15 protein-coding genes are annotated in these 14,738 nt (G+C 65.2%); 4 read left to right on the top strand and 11 right to left on the bottom strand.

The window, feature by feature from the left end:
- Position 1 precedes the first annotated feature (1 nt).
- The 5 genes from AC3WLT_RS10715 to AC3WLT_RS10695 are packed head-to-tail and all read right to left on the bottom strand — an operon-like array spanning position 2 to position 4,870.
- Entirely contained in the window at positions 2-1,162 is a 1,161-nt protein-coding gene (locus tag AC3WLT_RS10715) for a VanZ family protein (RefSeq protein ID WP_492591858.1), read from the bottom strand.
- A 31-nt stretch (positions 1,163-1,193) separates the two neighbouring features.
- Complete coding sequence (locus AC3WLT_RS10710) at positions 1,194-1,820, bottom strand: ABC-type transport auxiliary lipoprotein family protein (RefSeq protein ID WP_492591857.1); 627 nt, start codon at positions 1,818-1,820, stop codon at positions 1,194-1,196.
- 38 nt (positions 1,821-1,858) lie between these two features.
- Positions 1,859-2,845 carry an MlaD family protein gene (locus AC3WLT_RS10705; protein WP_492591856.1) on the bottom strand — a complete coding sequence of 329 codons (987 nt, stop codon included), beginning with the start codon at positions 2,843-2,845 and terminating at the stop codon, positions 1,859-1,861.
- Between the two features lie 16 nt (positions 2,846-2,861).
- Positions 2,862-3,740: an ABC transporter ATP-binding protein gene (locus AC3WLT_RS10700; protein WP_492591855.1), complete on the bottom strand. Its 879-nt coding sequence runs from the start codon at positions 3,738-3,740 to the stop codon at positions 2,862-2,864.
- Positions 3,737-4,870, bottom strand: a complete 1,134-nt coding sequence (locus tag AC3WLT_RS10695) for an MlaE family ABC transporter permease (protein ID WP_492591854.1) — start codon at positions 4,868-4,870, stop codon at positions 3,737-3,739. The genes AC3WLT_RS10700 and AC3WLT_RS10695 overlap by 4 nt, the downstream gene beginning before the upstream one ends.
- 105 nt (positions 4,871-4,975) lie before the next feature.
- On the opposite strand from AC3WLT_RS10695, the gene AC3WLT_RS10690 reads away from it, so the two are divergent.
- From AC3WLT_RS10690 to AC3WLT_RS10680, 3 genes are read left to right on the top strand one after another with little or no spacing between them, the layout of a single operon-like run.
- Positions 4,976-5,881 (top strand): biotin--[acetyl-CoA-carboxylase] ligase, encoded by a 906-nt coding sequence (locus AC3WLT_RS10690; protein WP_492591853.1) that lies wholly within the window; start codon positions 4,976-4,978, stop codon positions 5,879-5,881.
- Positions 5,878-6,693 carry a type III pantothenate kinase gene (locus AC3WLT_RS10685; RefSeq protein ID WP_492591852.1) on the top strand — a complete coding sequence of 272 codons (816 nt, stop codon included), beginning with the start codon at positions 5,878-5,880 and terminating at the stop codon, positions 6,691-6,693. Before AC3WLT_RS10690 ends, AC3WLT_RS10685 begins: the two co-directional genes overlap by 4 nt.
- 50 nt (positions 6,694-6,743) lie before the next feature.
- Positions 6,744-6,983, top strand: a complete 240-nt coding sequence (locus AC3WLT_RS10680) for a hypothetical protein (protein ID WP_492591851.1) — start codon at positions 6,744-6,746, stop codon at positions 6,981-6,983.
- Between the two features lie 36 nt (positions 6,984-7,019).
- On the opposite strand, the gene rfaE2 is transcribed toward AC3WLT_RS10680, so the two are convergent.
- The 6 genes from rfaE2 to AC3WLT_RS10650 form a co-directional block, all read right to left on the bottom strand.
- Positions 7,020-7,502 carry a D-glycero-beta-D-manno-heptose 1-phosphate adenylyltransferase gene (gene rfaE2, locus AC3WLT_RS10675; RefSeq protein ID WP_492591850.1) on the bottom strand — a complete coding sequence of 161 codons (483 nt, stop codon included), beginning with the start codon at positions 7,500-7,502 and terminating at the stop codon, positions 7,020-7,022.
- Between the two features lie 146 nt (positions 7,503-7,648).
- Positions 7,649-8,521: a ferritin family protein gene (locus AC3WLT_RS10670; protein ID WP_175151516.1), complete on the bottom strand. Its 873-nt coding sequence runs from the start codon at positions 8,519-8,521 to the stop codon at positions 7,649-7,651.
- A 591-nt stretch (positions 8,522-9,112) separates the two neighbouring features.
- On the bottom strand, positions 9,113-9,943 hold the full coding sequence (locus AC3WLT_RS10665; protein ID WP_492591849.1) for a PhaM family polyhydroxyalkanoate granule multifunctional regulatory protein: 831 nt from the start codon (positions 9,941-9,943) through the stop codon (positions 9,113-9,115).
- 195 nt (positions 9,944-10,138) lie between these two features.
- Complete coding sequence (locus AC3WLT_RS10660; RefSeq protein ID WP_492591848.1) at positions 10,139-11,035, bottom strand: enoyl-CoA hydratase/isomerase family protein; 897 nt, start codon at positions 11,033-11,035, stop codon at positions 10,139-10,141.
- Positions 11,036-11,083: 48 nt separating this feature from the next.
- Complete coding sequence (locus AC3WLT_RS10655) at positions 11,084-12,304, bottom strand: ABC transporter substrate-binding protein (protein ID WP_492591847.1); 1,221 nt, start codon at positions 12,302-12,304, stop codon at positions 11,084-11,086.
- A gap of 324 nt (positions 12,305-12,628) precedes the next feature.
- A complete protein-coding gene (locus AC3WLT_RS10650) occupies positions 12,629-13,612 on the bottom strand; it encodes a fumarylacetoacetate hydrolase family protein (RefSeq protein WP_492591846.1) in 984 nt (327 codons plus the stop codon).
- Positions 13,613-13,775: 163 nt separating this feature from the next.
- Between AC3WLT_RS10650 and AC3WLT_RS10645 the strand changes: the two genes are divergently transcribed.
- On the top strand, positions 13,776-14,684 hold the full coding sequence (locus tag AC3WLT_RS10645) for an IclR family transcriptional regulator (protein ID WP_492591845.1): 909 nt from the start codon (positions 13,776-13,778) through the stop codon (positions 14,682-14,684).
- Positions 14,685-14,738: the final 54 nt, after the last annotated feature.

The raw sequence follows: 14,738 nt of genomic DNA, 5'->3' as shown, positions 1-14,738 counted from the left end.
CTCATGCCCCGCTCGCGCGCCGCTTGAGCCACACGCGCTCGACCAGGAACGCCAGCCACACCAGCGCCGCATACGGCCAGATCCACGCGAGCCATTGCGCGAGGCCATTGAAGTGCAGATAACGTCCTTGCCGCCAGTCGGCCAGCACGACATCGAAATACGGATTCACCGGCAGCAGATTGACGAGTGCCAGCGTGACCGTCAGCGCACAGGCCGCGAGCGCCGCGCGCGAACGGCGCCGCAGCCGCAGTGCAAGCAGCGCCGCGGCCGTGCCGCAGACGAGACCCGCCAACGCGCCGGGCGTCGCCCAGTTGAACGCAAGGCCCGATTGCGATTGCAGGAACGTCGCGCCCGCCTTCACGCACAAGGCTATGACGATAAAAGCGGTCAACAGGCGCACGCGCGGCGCGTGGCGGCGCATCGGCAGCGACGCCAGCGCGAGCGCGGCGAACAGATTGAGCGTGGTGACGGCGGCTTCCCAGCCGTCGTCGGGCAGCCAGGCGGCGGCCAGCGCCGGCCACGCGCCGACGTGCCAGCCAGGCGGCGTCCATGCGAGCAATGCCTCCTGCGTGGTCGAATCGAAACTCAGCCACAGCGCGCGCGGCCAGTTGCCGAGCCCGAAAAGGCGCGGCGCCGGATACATCGTCGCGAACGGCCACAACGCGACGATGCCAGCGAGCGCCGCGCTATCGCGCTCGAACCACAGCAGCCGCAGGCGGCGCAGCAAGCCGCGATCGAGCAGCGCGCCGGTGGCCGGCGACACCATCGCCGCACCGAGCAGCGCGCCGAGCGCATTGGCGGCCAGATCGAGGTTGGAGGCGACGCGCGTCGGCAGATAGGTCTGCACGGCTTCCATCACGCCCGACAACAGTCCGCCGAGCACGAACGCGAGCGCGACCGCCAAGGTGCCGCGCCAGCGTGGATAGACCGCGAGCACCACCAGCGCGCCGAACGGCATGTAGCCGAGCACGTTGGTGACGACGTCGAACGCCGTCAGGTACTGCGGTGGCATGGGATCGAACAGATAGTCGAACGGACCGAGGCCGAGCGAACGCCAGCCGGAAAACGGGTACCACGACCCGTAGACGATCAGCGCGGCATACAGCCCCAGCGCCAGCCGGGCGAGCGCCGACGGACGGTGCAGCCAGGGTTTGTCGTTCATGCAGCGCTCCGTTGCGCGCGCTGCAGCCGGGTCATTGCGCCGCGACCAGTGCCTGCACGCCGAGCCATGCGCCGATCTGCGCGACGAGGTCGTCGCTGGCGGCGGCGAGCGCCTGCGCGCCGCCGGCGGCATCGGCCGAACTGGACGGCGCGCGCGCAATGAAAGTGCGCTGGCCGATCACCTTGCCGCTCTGCGTCAGCGTGGCGCGCGCGGTCACCGCGCCGTGACTTTCCGACTGGCTGTCGAAGACCTGCTCGAACTCGCTCAATTCGATCTTCAATACCGGCGCACGCACGCCGTCCGCACCGGTCAGCACGGTGCCGCGCGAACTGAGCGCGCCGCGCAGACGCTGGGTGAGCAACTGCGACGGCGCCATGGTCCAGTGGCTATTCGCGTACGACGCCGTCTGCTGCGCATCGGCGTAGCTGAGCCGGTAGATCAGCTTGTCGGACTCGAGCGTGTCGGGCGCGCTCACATCGAGCACCTTGACCGGCGGCAGCGTGCCGGCCGAAGCAACCGGGTTCGGCGGCCCGAGGTCGTAGCGGATATCCGCGATCGCCGCGGGCGTGCCCGCGCAGCCCGCAGCCAGCACGCCGAACGCGAGCAGCACCGCAAGCGCGGCGCTCGAGGAAAACAAGCGGTGAATCGAGCGTGACATAACCATGTTCCTTCTTCAAAACCTTCAATTCATTCAATTCATTTGGCGACGGGCGTAGCGGCGGGCGTAGCGGCGCGGCCGGCGGGCCACGCAAAGCCGGCTTCGCCTGGGCCGGGCGCCGCCTGCGGCGCGCCGAACAGCACGCTGCGCGGATTGGTGCTGAACGTCTCGGCCGCGCGGTCCACCGAACGCGCGGCCGAGCGCACGTCTTCGGCAAGCGAATTGACGCGCGGCAGCGTGTCGTAACCGACTCGCGCCGACAACTCCTGCAACGAGCCATCCATCGACGCCAGCGCATCGCCCGCCTGCTGCGCTGCCTTGCCGACCTTGTTCAGGTTGGTCTCGAACGGGCCGTCGGGGCGGTTCAGACCGGTGATCAGCTGATTGGTCGACGCCAGCGTGCGATTCAGCTGGTTGATCGTGGCCGGCAGCTTGCCGGCGGCCGGCGCCATCTGCTGGGTCAGCGTGGCGACGCCGTCAGCGGCTTTCTGGATGCTGGCCGCCGTGCCCTGCAACTGGCTGACCATCTCCGGCGACAACAGATTATCGACGTCGTCGGTGACTCTTTCGAGCTTGCGCAGCAGCACGTCGCCGCGTTGCTGCAACTGATCGAGCAAGCCCGGGCGCATCGGCAATTGCGCCACGTGCCTAGGCGATGACGGCAATGGCGACGGATCGCGCCCAGTGTCGTCCAGCTGGATGAACGCGATGCCCGTGACGCCCTGGAAGCCCAGGCTGCCGAAGGTCGAATGGGTAATCGGCGCGTGCGTGTCGACGAGGATGCGGATCAGGATCTGACCCGGATGAGACGGATCGAATTTGATCGACTGCACCTTGCCGACGTCGAGCCCGCGATAACGCACGGCAGCGTCGGTATAGAGCCCGGTCACGTTGGTGCGCGCAATCAGATCGTACGGCACCCGCACCGAACGGTCGACGTTGAACAAAAAAGCCGCCAACGCGATGGCAATCAGCAAGACCACCGTGAAGAGCCCTGCCCAGAAGGCATGTGATTTGTTTTCCATGGTCAGGTTCCCTGGTTCACAGCGGCAATTCGGACGATGCCGGTTCGAGCGCCGCACGCGGCAGCTTCGCGCGGCGTTCCGGCGGCAGCGCCTGCAGCGCGCGACGCCCGCGCAGGCCGAGGAAATATTCGCGAATAAACGGATGATCGACGCCCGCCGCTTCTTCGACCGGCGCGGCGACCAGCACCGTGCGATCGGCCAGCACGGCCACGCGGGTGGACAGCGCGACCATCGTGTCGAGATCGTGCGTGACCATCACCACCGTCAAACCCAGCGCGCGATGCAAGGCGGCGATCAGCTCGACGAATTCATCGGACGCCTGCGGATCGAGGCCGGCGGTCGGCTCGTCGAGAAACAGCAGTTCGGGTTCGAGCGCGATCGCGCGCGCAATGCCCACCCGCTTGATCATGCCGCCCGACAGCGCCGACGGCATCTTCGACGCATGTTTGCACGGCAGGCCGACCATTTCGAGCTTGAGCATCACGATGTCGCGCAGCAGGTCTTCGGGCACTTTGCCGAGTTCGCGCAACGGCTGTGCGATGTTGTCGAACACCGAGAGCGACGAGAACAGCGCCCCGCGCTGAAACAGCATGCCGGAGCGGCTGCGCATCAGCTGCGCGGTTTCCGGAGATATCGTCGCAAGGTCCTCGCCGAACAGCTTGATGGTGCCGGACGACGGCCGCTCGAGACCGAGAATCTGCCGCACCAGCGTGGTCTTGCCCGAGCCCGAACCGCCGACGATCGACACGATCTCGCCGCGCCGCACGTCGAAATTCAGATGCTGGTGCACGATGTTGCGGCCGTAGCGCTTGGTGATGTCGATCACCTCGATCACCGGCTCGGCGATCTCGGGCACCGGTTGGCCGCGTACGGCCTGAGTGAGTGGCGCAATCATCCGAGCCCCACGTTCTGGAACAGAATCGCGAACACCGCGTCCGCGAGAATCACGATGGTGATCGAGGTCACCACCGAGGTCGTCGTGCCTTCGCCGAGACTCTGCGAATTGGCCTTGATGCGAAAACCGAAGTGACAGCCGACGATCGCGATCAGCATGCCGAACGCAACGCCCTTGCCAAGGCCGATCCACAGGTTCGCGACCGGCACCACGCTCGGCAACGCGCGCGCGAAGTAGTTCATGTCGATGCCGAGCACGATCTTCGCGGCGACCGCGCCGCCGGTCAGCGCGATGATGTTGGTCCACATCACGAGGAGCGGCATCGCCACGCCGAGCGCGACCACCCGCGGCAGGATCAGGCGCAGCCCGTGCGGGATGCCCATCACGCGCATCGCGTCGAGTTCTTCGGTGACGCGCATCACGCCGATCTGCGCGGTGATCGCCGAGCCCGAACGGCCCGCGACCAGAATCGCCGACAACACCGGTCCCAGTTCACGGATCACCGAAAGTCCGAGAATATTGACGATGTACTGGTTTGCGCCAAAAAGCCGCAGCTGCTGCGCGGACAGATAGCTGAGCACGATGCCGATCAGAAAGGCGACCAGCGCGGTGATCGGCAGCGCCTTAGTGCCGGCGTTGTAAACGTTCGCGGAGATTTCGGTCCACGGCGTGATTTTCGGGTTACGCAGGATCGCCAACAGATCCAGCACGACGCGCCCGAACATCGCGACGCCGCCGTACAGATGCTCGAGGAACGAAAAGATCGCCATGCCGAGCCGCGTGAACGGATCGAACCTGGGCACCGGTTCGGCCTTTTCGCGCGCGGTGTCGAGCAAGGCAATGCGCTCGAAGATGTCGCGTTGCGTGTCGGTGAGCGTGGTGTCGGCCGGCATCTTGTGGCCCCACACGCGCCACAGCGCCTGGCCGCCGACGTGGTCCATCCGGTCGACGCGCGACAGGTCCCACTGGCCGATGCCTTCGGCGCCGATCAGCGAGCGCAACTGGGGAATCACATGGCCGGTGGCGCGGTCGCGCGCGAGCGCAAGCGCCGTCCACTGGCCCGAGAGCCGGACGATCTTGCCTTGGCTGCCTGCCGCGACTTCGAGGCCGGGCGGAGTGTCGTAGTTCAAGGATCGCTGGAATCTGGTTATCGGATTACGGGCCATTGTAACGAAGGCGCGGGCGATGGACCGTGCTCGCGGGCTCGCCGTGTTCGCTATCGCTACAATATGAAGATGAACGCTTCCAAGACCCCACCCAAAGCCGCCGAGGCTGGCGACTGGCGTATCGACCGGGCGCGCGCCGTCGCACTGTTCGGCCCGCAAGCGCATGACTGGCCGATCGAAATCGTCGAAGAAACCGGCTCGACCAACGCCGACCTGATGACCCGCGTCAAAGCGCTGCCGCGCAAAGCCGGCGCACTGCCGCGGCCGATCGTGCGGGTCGCGTATCTGCAGACCGCGGGCCGCGGCCGCCGTGGCCGGCCCTGGTATGCCGAGCCGGGCAATGCGCTGCTGTTTTCGGTGGCGTGCGTGCTGCCGCGTCCGCTAGAAGGGCTGGCGGGCTTGAGCCTCGCCGTCGGCGTGGCGCTCGTCGACGGTCTGCGTTCGCTGCCGGTCGCGGGACCCGGCCAGATCGCGCTGAAGTGGCCCAACGACGTGCTGCTCGAAGGCGACAAGCTGGCCGGCATCCTGATCGAAACCGCGTGGAGCACGGACGAAGCGAGCGCGGTGGTGATCGGTATCGGCACCAACGTGAAAGGCGCGGACGAGCTCGCCGCCAGGGTCGGCGCGCTGAACGCCGACGTGCCGGCGCAAGCGCGCGGCACCATGCCGACCGCGCTGCAACGCGCGCTGCCCAACGCGAACCTCACCGACACGCTGGCCGCCGAACTGAACGCGCTCGAACCGGCGCTGCAGCGCTTCGGCGCCGAAGGCTTCGCGCCGTTCCAGCCGCGCTGGAACGCGGTGCATGCTTATGCGGGCCGCGAAGTGGTGCTGCTGGAGCAAGGCGAAGAACTTGCGCGCGGCGTGGCGGCGGGCGTCGACGAACGCGGCCAGTTGCTGCTCGACACGGCCTCGGGCCGGCGGACCATCGCGACCGGCGACGTCTCGCTGCGTCTGGCCGACGGTGCCGCATGACGAGCGGCGCGCCTTATCTGTTGATCGACGCGGGCAATAGCCGCATCAAGTGGGCGCTGGTGCAGCGCGACGGCACGCAGAGCGCGGCCGGTGCGCTCGCGCATGGCGGCGCCGATCAACCCGACTGGTCGAATCTGCCGACGCCAGGCAGCGCATGGTTGTCGAACGTCGCGGGCGAGACGGTGGCAGCCCGGATCGGCGCGTTGCTCGACGCTCATTGGCCGCAACTGCCGCTCACGACGATCCGTGCCTGCGCGCAGCAATGCGGCGTGACCAATAGCTACACGACGCCGCACGCGCTCGGCAGCGATCGCTGGGCCGGCCTGATTGGCGCGCATGCGGCATTTCCGGGCGAGCATCTGTTGATCGCGACCTTCGGCACGGCGACCACGCTGGAAGCCTTGCGTGCGGACGGCTGCTTTATCGGCGGATTGATTGCGCCAGGCTGGACCTTGATGATGCGCTCGCTCGGCGAGCACACGGCGCAACTGCCGACGCTCGACGCCAACGCCGCACGCGGCCTGCTCGACGATGGCGATGCGCCTGACGGTGAGCGTCGCGGTCCATTCTTCGCCACCGACACCCCGCGTTCGTTGTCGGCGGGCTGCACGTTGGCGCAAGCGGGTTTGATCGAGCGGATGTGGCGCGACCTGCAGGATGAATGGCGGGTGCCGGTGCGGCTGGTGGTGAGTGGCGGCGCCGCGGACGAAGTGACAGGTGCGCTGAAAGTACCGCATACTCGCCACGATTCGCTGGTGCTGTCCGGGCTTGCGCTGATTGCCGCCGAGAGCGCGCCGGCGCGGGACGCCTGAACGGTGACGATAGAAACGGCGGCTCAATTTCTGGACGGGGAATATTAACGATGCTGCGCTGGCTGATTGCCATCTTGTTTCTTGCCAACATGCTGGCATTCGTCGCGATGCGCGGCGTATTCGGCACGACGCCTACGGCTGGCGGACGCGAGCCGAACCACCTGAATCGCCAGATCCATCCTGAGTGGTTGAAGATAAAACCTTTGACAGCCGCCGAAGCCGTGGACCAGGCCGTAGTAGGCGGCCCTGCGCCGACGGCGCCGATTGCGGCGTCGGCGCTGCCGCAGTGAAGAAGAGAATGGCGCAGCCCAAGGCAAAAATGAGCATCACTCCTGTGCCCGAACTTTCCTCAAAAGCGCAGTGGTCGAGCGGTCATGCTCGAACGGAATAGCCAACGCCCGCCCGCCCCATCCGCGCACAATTGCCGACTCCGGCAGAGCATCCATATCGTAGTCACCGCCTTTAACGAGCACATCCGGCCGCAAGACCGAAATCAACTCGACGGGCGTCTGCTCCCCAAAGCAAACCACATAATCGACACTCTCCAAAGCCGCGAGCAAGGCCATCCGGTCAGCCTCGTTATTGATAGGCCGATCATCCCCTTTCCCCAGCATGCGAACTGAAGCATCGCTATTCACGCCGACGATGAGGCAAGCCCCAAGCGCTTTAGCATCGGCAAGATAAGTCACATGCCCGCGATGCAGGATATCGAACACGCCGTTGGTAAAGACAACCGGCGCCGGCAGCGAAGGACGAAGCTCGGCCAGCGCATCGCGCGTAAGAATCTTGCGTTCGAAAGTAGCAGCCATAACGGAGTCAGAAAGAAAAAAGAAGTTTCGCCACAATACACGCCGAACAGCATCAAGCAAAACGGCCCAGCAAGCTCACGCCTGCCGGGCCGTTCTCGACACCAACAAACCGGTACGTGGCGTAGACGCCCGCGTACCTGAAACTATCAAGCCGGCTGTTCGGCCGATTTCTGATCGGCCTGCAACCGCGCGACCACTTCCTTGCGATAGCGGTTCAATTCCTGCGCCGTATTGAACGTGCGCTCGAACAGAATCGACAGGTTATGCAGAATCCGTTCGACCACCTTCTTTTCCCAGCCGTCGTCGAAACGGATCTGCTCGTCGAGCCAGCGTTCGAGCCATTCCGGATCCGGCAGGCGCGATTGAATCGTGTCGCGCGGGAACAGCGCCTGATTCACGTGCAGGTTGGTGGGGTGCAGCGGCTTTTCAGTGCGGCGCGCCGATGCCATCAGGACGCCGATCTTGGCAAACGCAGCACGCGCGATGTCGCCGGTTTGCGCCATCGCTTTCTTCATGTAGCGCAGGTAGGCGCCGCCATGCCGCGCTTCGTCGCGCGAAATGGTTTCGTAGATGGCCTTGATGACCGGCTCGGTATGCCATTCGGCCGCGCGGCGATACCAGTGATTCAGGCGGATTTCGCCGCAGAAGTGCAGCATCAGCGTTTCGAGCGGCGGAGCCGGATCGAATTCGAAGCGCACGGCGTGCAGTTCTTCTTCGGTCGGGCACATTTCCGGCTTGAAGCGGCGCAGATATTCCATCAGCACCAGCGAGTGCTTCTGTTCTTCAAAGAACCACACGCTCATGAACGCGGAGAAATCGCTGTCGTGATGGTTGTCACGCAGGAACATTTCGGTGGCGGGCAACGCTGACCATTCGGTGATCGCGTTCATCTTGATTGTCGCGGCCTGCTCGTCGGTCAATAGCGATGCATCGAACTTGTCCCAGGGAATGTCTTTCTCCATGTCCCATCGAACGGATTCGAGCGATTTATAAAGTTCCGGATAAAGCATGGTGTTCATAGTCCCACCCCTGTTCTGCGCATACTGTCTGTGTCTGTTACTACTACGTGTAGCACTTTTGCTTACGACGAACGGAACGCACCGTTTGCCGGCCAACATTCAATTTTACGCGGTAATCGGCTGCCTGGACGCACTGGGCAGCAAAGAAGTCCTTGGCGTTTGCGCGGCGGCGACAACCATAGGTTATGCGCTGCGCGGCCAACCGTGGGTGAGGGATACCCTGTGCCTGAGGTCGAGCCAGTCTGCGATGAAAACCGCACCGTCCAGCCCTACGCCGGTTGTGCCGGCGGCGAATGGAGCAAGGGCGGCTGGATTGGTTGTTTTTCAGCGCACGCCCAAAAGCCAAATAAAGCTCAGACAATGATAGCACGCTGACTTTACGGAACCCGCGCGCTTAGCGCCGCAATTCCAGCGTCCGATTGACCGGCCTCAATAAACGCGCAATTACGCGAGTATGACCGGCGATCATGGTCAAAACCGTGACAGGCGGCGAATTCACATTCGAATTCACATTCGTTCGCGCCGCCTGCGCGTGGTTCGCGTGCCGCCCCCGCTTCTTTCCTGGCTTCTTTCCTGGCTTCTTTCCTGCGGTTAAATGGATTTTTTCGTTGCACGCGGACTGGCAGTCGAACTACTTGCGCGCCTCGCGGACGACGTCGCCCGTTTCGCCGCGGGACGTTTCGCCGCTGCCTCGGCCACGCCACCAGCCTTCGCCGACGCGCCAGCCGGCTCATCGACCGACGCCGCTTGCTCATCGGTTTCCACTTCTTCCGGCGACGCCGGCGCGCTCCCGCTCGCCGCGTCTGTGGCCGCGGCGCCCGGCTGCGTCATCGCGAACTGGGCAATCTGGTTGAATTGCGATTGCAGCAGATTCCACCAGGCGGAGGCGTCGAAGGGCGGCGTGGCGGCGGTATCGGCAGTGTGGGTGTTGGCGTCAGCGTCGGCTTCGGCGCTTTCCGGCGAACCGGCACTCGACGCGCTCGACGTACCCGCTGCGCTCGACGTCTCCGGATGCGGCCAACCCGCCGTCGGCGAAGGACTCGGCGCGGCGGACGGCGAAGCCGGCTGCGCCATCGCCGACTGCGCGAACGCGCCGAACGCACGCAGCGTCGCGAGTGTCGCGCGCTGCACTTCGAGCGCCTGAATGGCGGACTGCAGCATGCTCAGATTCAGCTTGAGCCATTGCTCGACCGCGCGCATGTCGGTAATGCGCTTGTCGAGTTCTTCGACGCTGGTGAGCGGCGCCATCATGTCGGACATCATCGACAGTGACGGCCCGATGCCGCCGCCGGGCTCCGCGCCCGAAAAAGCCGAACCGAACGGCGAAAGACGCATCATGCCCCACATGCGATCGAGCATTTCAGCGGGCGGAAAACCGGGAAAGCCCGGAAAGGGCGGCGTTGAACCAGGTGTATCGGTCATGCTTGTCGCCTCGCAGCAGAAAGGGAAGGAAGTAGCGCCATCCCGCGCGCGTCTGAGTCGATCATACCGCGCGCGGCATAGCTTCCGTGGTTCGTTTAGGCCGTTGTCCGGCCTGTTGGTTAGCCTGCTATCTGGGCCGGGTGTCCGGCCCGTTTGACACTTTTCATGCAGCACCTCGCACGCCGGCATCCGGCATCACGAACGCTCACCGCCCGAAGTGCCGCCACGCGGCGCCCGTTGCGAATGTCCGCTCCACGGGTCCGCGCCGCCGAAGTCCGGTGCGCGCCGCTCGCGCAGCGAGGTCACGCCTTCGCGCACATCCGGTCCGGCAAAGCCCATGAATTCCAGCGCCAGCGACGTATCGAACGCCGGTCCCGCGGAGCGCAGCCAGTTGTTCAACGCGTACTTGGTCCAGCGAATCGCCGTTTGCGAACCGTTGGCCAGTTTCTGTGCGACTTCGAATGCCTTCGGCAGCAGATCGTTTTCGTCGACGGCGAGCGACACCAGCCCGATTCGCTCCGCCTCTTCGCCGCTCACCGGCTCGCACAGCAGCAGGTAATACTTGGCCTTCGCCATGCCGCACAACAGTGGCCAGATGATTGCCGCGTGATCGCCGGCGGCGACACCGAGGCGCGTATGACCGTCGATGATGCGCGCCGACTTCGCCGCAATCGAGATGTCCGCGAGCAGGCCTGCCACGAGCCCGGCGCCGACCGCCGGCCCGTGCATCGCCGAGACGATCGGCTTGCTGCAATTGATCACGTTGTAGACCAGATCGCGCGCCTCGCGCCAGACCCGCGCGCGCACGTCGAAATCGGTCGCCATGTCTTCGACCAGTTGCAGGTCGCCCCCCGCCGAAAACCCCTTGCCCTCGCCGCGAATGATCGCGACGCGTGTTTCGGGATCCCGATCGATATCGCGCCAGATTTCGGCGAGTTCGTAGTGCATCCGCGCGGTGGCCGTCGCGAGCCCGCTCCGGTTCGCGCCCTCGCCGCTCATCACGACTTCGAGCACGCCGTGCGGATGCCGGCGCAATTGCAGCGACCGGTAGTGCGCGTAAAAGGGATCGTTGCTGTGGGGGGCTTGAGACATGGTGAGCAATCCGTCCATCGGTATGTCTGTCAAAAGCCGCGCGCGAGGTCAGCGCGGCTGGTAAACCCACTTGGCGTTCTGAATCTCGACCATCACGCGGGCCCGTTGATCGAGCCCGAGGTGATCCGTGGCGCTCATATTGACCACGCCGTTGGTGTTCGCGAGCGCGCGCGTCGCTTCCAGCGCATCGCGCAGCGCGCGGCGAAATTCCGGCGTGCCGGGCGCGGCTTGTGTCAGTGCGATCGGCACGGCGTTGCCGAGCAGCATGCCCGCGTCCCACGTGTAGGCGCCGAACGCCGACACGCTGCCCGGTCCGCGCAGCGCCTCGAAGCGCGCGATGTAATCGAGCGCGAGACGCTTGGCCGGATGGTCCGTCGGCAGTTGCGCGGCGACCAGCACCGGGCTGGCGGGCAGGAAGGTGCCGTTGCAATCGGCGCCGCATACCCGCAGGAAGTCGTTATTGCCGACTCCATGGTTGTGATAGATCAGGCCTTTGAAGCCGCGCTCCCTGAGCGTCTTCGGCGGCAATGCGGCCGGCGTGCCGGCCGCGCCCACCACCACCGCATCGGGTTTGGCCGCGAGAATCTTGAGGACCTGGCCGGTGACGCTCGGATCGGTGCGATTGAAACGCTCGCTCGCCACCACGTTGACGTGGTGCAGTTGCGCGAATTTCGCGACCTCGGTGTAGAACGTCTCGCCGAGCGCGTCGGCCTGGCCGATGAACGCGATCGTTTTGACGCCATGCGCGCTCGCATGTTCGGCGATCGCCGAAGCCATCATCGCGTCGGTTTGCGGGGTCTTGAATATCCAGTGGCGTTTCGCGTCGACCGGATCGATGATTTTCGCCGACGACGCCAGCGAGATCATCGGCGTTTCGCCCTCAGCGACAACGTCGATCATCGCGAGTGAATTCGGCGTGATCGACGAACCGATGATCACGTCGACGTGATTTTCGGAGATCAGCTTCTTGGTGTCCTGCACGGCCTGGGTGGTGTCGGACGCGTCGTCGAGCACGATGTATTCGACTTCCTGACCGCCGATCTGTTTGGGCAGCAGCGTGGCGGTATCGCGCGCGGGAATGCCGAGCGACGCGGCCGGCCCGGTCAGCGACAGCACCAGACCGATCTTCACCTGCGCCAGCGCGATGCCCGGCAACGCGGCGCCCAGCGCGGCAGCCAGACAGCGGAATCGATACCGCAGTGTCGTCGCATGCAAACCCGATGCGCGAGCACGCCGGGTTGCCGGCTCAGACGATTCGAATCGCGGCATGCTGTTTCCTCACGTGGGTTATTCGTTCTGACGTACTGTGCCGATGGACTGCGTCCGTCATGCGTCCTTCATGCGTCCTTCATGCGTCCTTCATGCGTCCTTCATGCGTCCTTCATGCGTCCTTCATGCGTCCTTCATGCGTCCGTCATGCGTCCGTCATGCGTCCATCACGCGGCGGATCGGCGGCCATCCCCCCAAGGCGCGCCGCCGCGGCGTTCAGTGTAACGGTGCGCTCTAATGGCGGCATCGGGCGAAACCCTTTCGTATGCTGAGAACCTTGCGCGGACGCCGGCCCGACGCCGCGTTGCGCACAAAACCGGTGCGTCAGTCCAGCGGCGCGATGCCCTGGTCGATCGAGCCGAAAATCGACTTGCCCGCTTCGTCGAACATCTCGATCTTCACCGTATCGCCGTATTTCATGAACTCGGTCTGCGGCGCGCCGTGCTCGATGGTTTCGAGGCAGCGCTTCTCGGCGATGCAGCAATAGCCGCGCTTCGCGTCCTTGTTCGACACGGTGCCCGAACCGACGATCGCCCCGGCACGCAGATTGCGCGTTTTCGCCGCGTGCGAGATCAACTGGCCGAAGTGGAACACCATGTCGGTGCCGGCGTCCGGCTGGCCGACTTTCCTGCCGTTCCAGTGGACGATCATCGGCCGGTGCACGCGGCCTTCGCGCCAGTGTTCGCCGAGTTCGTCGGGCGTCACTGCGACCGGCGCGAACGAGCTTGCCGGCTTGCTCTGGAAAAAGCCGAAGCCCTTCGCGAGTTCGGCGGGAATCAGATTGCGCAGCGAGACGTCGTTGACCAGCGTAATCAGACGCACGCCTTTGAGCGCCTGATCGGGCGTGGCGCCCATCAGCACGTCGCCGGTGATCACGGCGACTTCCGCTTCGAAGTCGATGCCGAATTCTTCAGACGCACACAGTACGTCGTCTTTCGGGCCAATGAAGTCGTCGCTGCCGCCCTGATACATCAGCGGATCGGTCCAGAATTCCGGCGGCATTTCCGCGCCGCGAGCGCGCCGCACCAGTTCAACATGGTTCACGTACGAAGAACCGTCTGCCCATTGGAAGGCGCGCGGCAGCGGCGCCATGCAGTTCTTCGCATCGAACGGGAACGCATTGCGGGCGCGCCCCTGATTGAGCGCGTCGTACAGGTCGTGCAATTGCGGCGCATAGAAGGCCCAGTCGTCGAGCGCGCGCTGCAGCGTGGGCGCGATCGCGTCGGCGATCGCCGCGGTGTGCAGGTCGCGGGACACGACGATCAGCTGGCCGTCGCGCGTGCCGTCCTTCAGCGTGGCAAGTTTCATAGAGGAATGAGCCGTATTGGTGACGATAGAGGGAATCTATTCTACGATGGTGAATCGCCGCGGCCCAAGCGCCGCTGCCCGGCCGTCGCTTGCGGGCCGCGGCAGCCTGGCCGTTCCGCCTGTTTTCTGACCGTCTTTTGAATGCGCTCCGTGCGCCTCGCTCATGCCTTCACTTGCCCGCCCCGGCGCGATCCATCCCGACGCCGACCCAGCCGACCCAGCTGACCCGCTCGACCGCGCTGAATCCGCTGATCCCTCCGACGACGAAACCGTCGAAGCCAGCGAGGAGAAACTGCGCTCGGGCATTCAGTCGATCGAAGTCGGTTTCAGGCTGCTCGACGTGCTGACTCACGAACCGCGCGCGATGATGCTGCGCGATCTGGCGCAGCGCGCCGGCATGAGTCCGGCCAAGGCGCATCGCTATCTGGTGAGTTTTCTGCGGCTCGGCGTGGTCGCGCAGGATCCGCTGTCGGGCCGCTACGAGCTCGGCGGATTCGCCTTGCAATTGGGACTCGCGCGGCTCGCGCGCGTCGACGGCGTGAAGCTCGCGCGCATCGCGCTCGCCGAACTGCGCGACCGGCTCGATCTGACCGTGGGCATCGCCGTGTGGGGCAATCAGGGTCCGACGATGGTTCACTGGATGGAGTCGAGCCACCCGGCGAAGGCGTCGCTCAAGCTCGGCGACGTGATGCCGCTGCTCAGTTCCGCCACCGGCCTGCTGTTTGCCGCCTATCTGCCGCCCAGCAAGACCGCCGCGATGCTGGAGCGCGAGCTGGCCGATTCGCGCCGCTCGTCGCAAACCAGCGGACCGCGCACGCGGGAAGAAGTCGAACGCGTGTTGGCCGAAGTGCGGCAGCATGAGGCGGCACGCGTCGAAGGCATGTTGCTGCCGACTATCCACGCATTCTGCATGCCGGTGTTCGACTCGACCGGCGATCTCGCGCTCGGCCTGGTCGCGCTTGGTCACGAAGGCGCGTTCGATATCCGCTGGGGCGGCGAGATCGATACGGCCCTGCGCGAATGTGCGCAAAAGCTGTCGTATGAGCTGGGGTATAGTGCGACGCCGCGCTGACGCGCTGCACGCGTCCGCCAACCCGTTCACTTTCCGTCGCCTAACTTCCGTCGC

This window comes from Paraburkholderia sp. FW306-2-2C-D06C (assembly GCF_058781505.1).
Note: the sequence above shows the minus strand (reverse complement) of the source record. Positions and strands in the feature narration are given on the sequence as shown.